The following is a 317-nucleotide window of genomic DNA, read 5'->3' on the forward strand; positions in this document are numbered from 1 at the left end:
GCATCGTATGGGTCCCTAGATAATTAATTCCTAACAGATCGCCAACCTTGCTCATGATTTTGTAGAACTGTTTTTCCGTGATATGTCGTTCTGGGTGCTGAATCGAGGGAAACAACCAGTCAGAAACCAAATGGTTTTCTTGCAACCAAGCTTGATAGGCTAATAAATCAGTTTGCACGGGTTTTAAGTAGAGCAGGTTAGCTTTACCGGTCTTTTGGTCGTGTATAAACGCATTCTGACGCACGGTGCCGTTTTCGTTAAAGACATCTGTCCAACGAAGCTTCATAACGTCGCTCACTCGCAACAGAGTCGCTTTA

At 43.8% G+C, this 317-nt stretch carries 1 protein-coding gene; it reads right to left on the reverse strand.

Translation table 11 applies throughout. From position 1 onward, the window contains the following. The coding region (locus ACOV1R_RS16130; protein ID WP_424744349.1) for a tyrosine-type recombinase/integrase at positions 1 to 317 on the reverse strand (317 nt) is incomplete at both ends.

This window comes from Lactiplantibacillus sp. YT640 (genome assembly GCF_049745435.1).
GTDB classification, from domain to species: domain Bacteria; phylum Bacillota; class Bacilli; order Lactobacillales; family Lactobacillaceae; genus Lactiplantibacillus; species Lactiplantibacillus plantarum.